This is a genomic window from Nostoc sp. KVJ20, assembly GCF_001712795.1.
GTDB lineage: Bacteria > Cyanobacteriota > Cyanobacteriia > Cyanobacteriales > Nostocaceae > Nostoc.
Map to the genome: position 1 here is coordinate 1 of NZ_KV757768.1, position 3,895 is coordinate 3,895.

Consider the following 3,895-nt stretch of genomic DNA (forward strand, 5'->3'; position numbering starts at 1 on the left):
TCTATTCATGCAACAACGCCATGAAACAACGCCATGATGCGCTCTTGCAGGCGATCGGATAAATAAATTAGCAGGTTGCGACAGCTAATCAGATCGAGATTCGAGAACGGGGGGTCGTCGCCTAAGTTATGATGGGCAAACACACAAAATTCGCGAACAGTACTGCTGATTTGATACCCTCCCCCTGCCTGGGTGACAAAGAACCGACTTTTACGCTCCGGTGAAACGCCTGCCATCTGGCTTTCTAGGTAGAAGCCCGATCGGGCTTTGCTAATGGCTGTTTCGCTAATGTCGGTAGCAAAAATCTGAATCGGCGGGACGGTGGCGCGATCGCTGAAAAACTCTAACAAGCAGATGCCGAGTGAGTAGACTTCTTCCCCGGTTGAACAGCCAGCCACCCAAATCCGAAGCGGCACATCCCTGGCTTTATTTTGGCTGATCATGGGGAAAATCTGGGTCTTCAATTTTTCAAAGACGTGCGGATCGCGAAAGAAACTGGTCACATGGATGAGAATTTCTTCGTACAGAGCTTGAATTTCGTCCCCGTGCGTTTGCAAATATTGCGCGTATGCTGCCAGACTGTCCAGCTTATACAGCAGCATCCGCCGCTGGATGCGGCGCTCCAGCGATGCCGGTTTGTATTGGGTAAAGTCAACGCCAGTTGTCGTGCGGAGGAGGGAAAAAATTCGGTTCAGCGGATCACCCAGTTTCGGGGGTAACTCCTGGATGATCTGCAACGGCTCTGATTGCCCCAGAAAGGGGTTGCGACTGAGATTGCTCAGTTCTGTAGCAATGCCTTGCGGCGGCAACACAAAATCCACCTTACCAGTTGCAATCGCCGTATTGGGCATACTGTTAAATTGCGCCGTGGCATCACATTCGGCAAAAGTGACACCCCCAGCGATCTTGACGGCTTTCACCCCCTCAGCACCGTCTCCATCCATCCCCGACAGCACAACGGCGATCGCTTTGTTGCCGCGATCGGTCGCTAACGACTCAAAAAAGATGTCGGCGGGTAAATATTTGCCGTCACTTTTCTGCCGGAGCGCGAGCCGCAGAATGCCATCGACTAGGGTCATTTGGGCATTGGGCGGAATCACATAGACCGCGTTTGGCTCAACTCGCATCTGGTCTTGCACCTGACGTACAGACATGGTAGTCACTCTGCCTAAAATTTCCGGCAGCAGGCTTTCATGGTCAGGAGACAAATGCTGAATTAGCACAAACGCCATGCCCGTATCCGTTGGCAAATGGCGCATCAGTTCCGTAAATGCCTCTAGCCCGCCAGCAGAAGCGGCAATTCCCACCACTGGAAAAGGGGCATCGGTTTGGGATGGCTGATTTGGCTCCGAGTCTGGTTTGACGGGGAGTGAGTCGGATGGCTCCTTGGGGACGGGTGACTCAGCAGACATAAATTGTATGGGAGTTCAATGCTCCTTTGAACAACACTGAACTAAGCAGGAGTCGAGTCAATACGGTCCGGTTAAAGGGGAAAGGGAAAGGGACTCATGTTTTGAATACATCCTTTCCCCTTTACCTCTTACCCTTTACCCAGACCACAAGGAAAGTGAAAAATGCTTATCCGAACCGTATTGGGAGTCGAGTGAGCGCTTGAGCAGGCTCAACAGTAGACCGTCTCAGTTCAACCAAGAAACTGATCCTGTTGCCAGATTCCAGGAGGAAAAGCACCAGGTCACTTCAATGATACGACGTAAGTACACTTAGGTCACAACCCTCAGTCTACCTGTTTTTGAGCTTAACCGAACCGTATTGAGTGTGGGGGGGGTAAGACTTCTTCCCCGTCCTTCCCCGTCCTTCCACACCTCCCACACCCTGCTAGCAAGGAGGTTTCAGCTTTTAAAGCGTGCCATTCGCCGCAGACTAAGATTCTGTCGTTAGTTTTGATAGCGTGAAAGCATTATTCTTTCGTCAAAGTAATCAAATTTGAGTCCTTAACCCGAACTGACGTTATTAAAAACGCACTTTTGAGCGATAGGCTTACCTCTGACCTTTTTGCGATCGCCTCCGGCGGGCGGTTACGCCATCGCTCACTCCTAACTATAGATAGTCAAGCAACTTTCTTATAGAATATTAAAGAATTAGGTATAAATTATTATCAGCACTGTACAGGATAACGTTAATTTCTGGGATTAGATACAAAATTTCACTTTATGCACGAATTGGCTGGCTAGCTCAAAGCCTTGTCTGACAAGTAATTTCACTTTATCTGCGAACCCCCACTTATTATAATGTTGAAAAAATTTCACTAAGGAAGCAAACTCACAATACAAACAATGTCAGGGGAGCAAAGCATAACAAAGTTCTAAATGGTGCCGAAAGTAATACCCTGTTGTTTGAGCCACTGACGGTATGCAATAGAATAGCGATCGCTCGGTAAATGTACTTCTGCTTGCAAATTTAAAGGTAAGCGTTGGGGTTGCTGGGAATTGACAATGGCAATATCTTGACTAGCAACAAGATTTTGAATATTTAGATAGACTTCAACTGGAATTTCACGGGCGCTGTTTACCATTAACCATCATTCAGCAAAATCTGGTCTTGCACCATGAGTATCGACACCCTTGAGGTCAAATACCTATATCTTAATCAGAGTGAACATGAAACTTGAACTTGATTTTGTCAGCGATCCGGTACGCTGGGCGCTTGCTTTTCGCTACCATCAACTACAAAAATCATCCACCCGAATATCTCGCCAGACATCAGACACTTGCCAGCCGGAATTTCCCACAGATTGTACTGGAGGGTTGTCAAGGAGCGGAATATAGTCAGGAACTCTAGGCTCTGAAATCGCTACTGGTTTCTCCTCAACCTCAACCACAGGGGCTGGAGAATTGACAGTATTAGCTTCAAGAAGTTGGTCTTCAGCCTCCTCGATTAATTTCATCTGTCTCAGCGTGAGCTTGTCAGATTTTTTGATGATTTTTTTCGTATCTGTATCATTAGAAGTTTTCATTGGCTGTTCCCTTAAAGGCATTGGCTTAAAATTTGGATGAGTAAATTTGGGAGAAGATGAGTATTAATAATTGCACGGAATTAACAAGGTACACCAAAACTATGGAAAATACGAGTCTCTTGCTGAAGAATTTATTAATTGTGTACAAATCTGTTTTCGTGCAGATGCCCCAGCATAATCTGTTGTACAGATGTAAGCATTAAGCGTAGGCGTAGCTCGCCGCAGGCATCGCTTCTTGATCATGACTGTAGGTCAAAAATGTGATTGCGTTTTTGACTCCTAATAAGCAGATAATGTGTGATTGAGAGTTCTCGATGTGGAGGAACAGCGTTGAGAAACTTATCAGGTGAGAAAGGCACAATCTTAGTAGTAGATGACGAAGCCAGCATCCGCAGGATTTTACAGACGCGGTTAGAAATGATTGGCTACAGCGTAGTTACAGCTAGTGATGGTGAAGAAGCTTTGTCAGCTTTTCGCTTGTTGACCCCTGATTTAATAGTTCTGGATGTAATGATGCCAAAGCTGGATGGCTACGGTGTCTGTCAAGAATTACGGAAACAATCAGACGTACCAATTATTATGCTAACAGCCTTGGCAGATGTAGCAGACCGAATCACAGGGCTGGAACTCGGTGCTGATGACTACATGACGAAACCTTTCTCACCCAAAGAACTAGAAGCTCGAATTGCCTGTGTACTAAAACGTCGCTCCCACAAAACCAGTATCAATACTATTCCTAACTCTTTTATAATTCATACAGGCGACCTGAAAATCGATACAAGTAAGCGGCAAGTCCATAAAAATGAGCAACGCATTCGGTTGACAGGTATAGAATTTAGCTTACTAGAGTTGTTAGTGAATGATTCGGGAAAGATTTTTTCGCGGTTAGAAATATTACGGCAATTGTGGGGCTTTGTACCA

General features: G+C 46.2%; 4 protein-coding genes. 1 reads left to right on the top strand and 3 read right to left on the bottom strand.

Translation table 11 applies throughout. The features are described 5' to 3' along the window. Positions 1–5: 5 nt before the first annotated feature. The 3 genes from A4S05_RS36070 to A4S05_RS36080 form a co-directional block, all read right to left on the bottom strand. A complete protein-coding gene (locus A4S05_RS36070; RefSeq protein ID WP_069074558.1) occupies positions 6–1,412 on the bottom strand; it encodes a chemotaxis protein CheB in 1,407 nt (468 codons plus the stop codon). A gap of 911 nt (positions 1,413–2,323) precedes the next feature. Then, positions 2,324–2,533, bottom strand: a complete 210-nt coding sequence (locus A4S05_RS43985; RefSeq protein ID WP_069074559.1) for a hypothetical protein — start codon at positions 2,531–2,533, stop codon at positions 2,324–2,326. A 147-nt stretch (positions 2,534–2,680) separates the two neighbouring features. Continuing rightward, positions 2,681–2,974, bottom strand: coding sequence for a hypothetical protein (locus tag A4S05_RS36080; protein WP_069074560.1), 294 nt, complete (start codon positions 2,972–2,974; stop codon positions 2,681–2,683). 330 nt (positions 2,975–3,304) lie between these two features. On the opposite strand from A4S05_RS36080, the gene A4S05_RS36085 reads away from it, so the two are divergent. Further along, the coding region (locus A4S05_RS36085) for a response regulator (RefSeq protein ID WP_069074561.1) at positions 3,305–3,895 on the top strand (591 nt) is incomplete at its 3' end.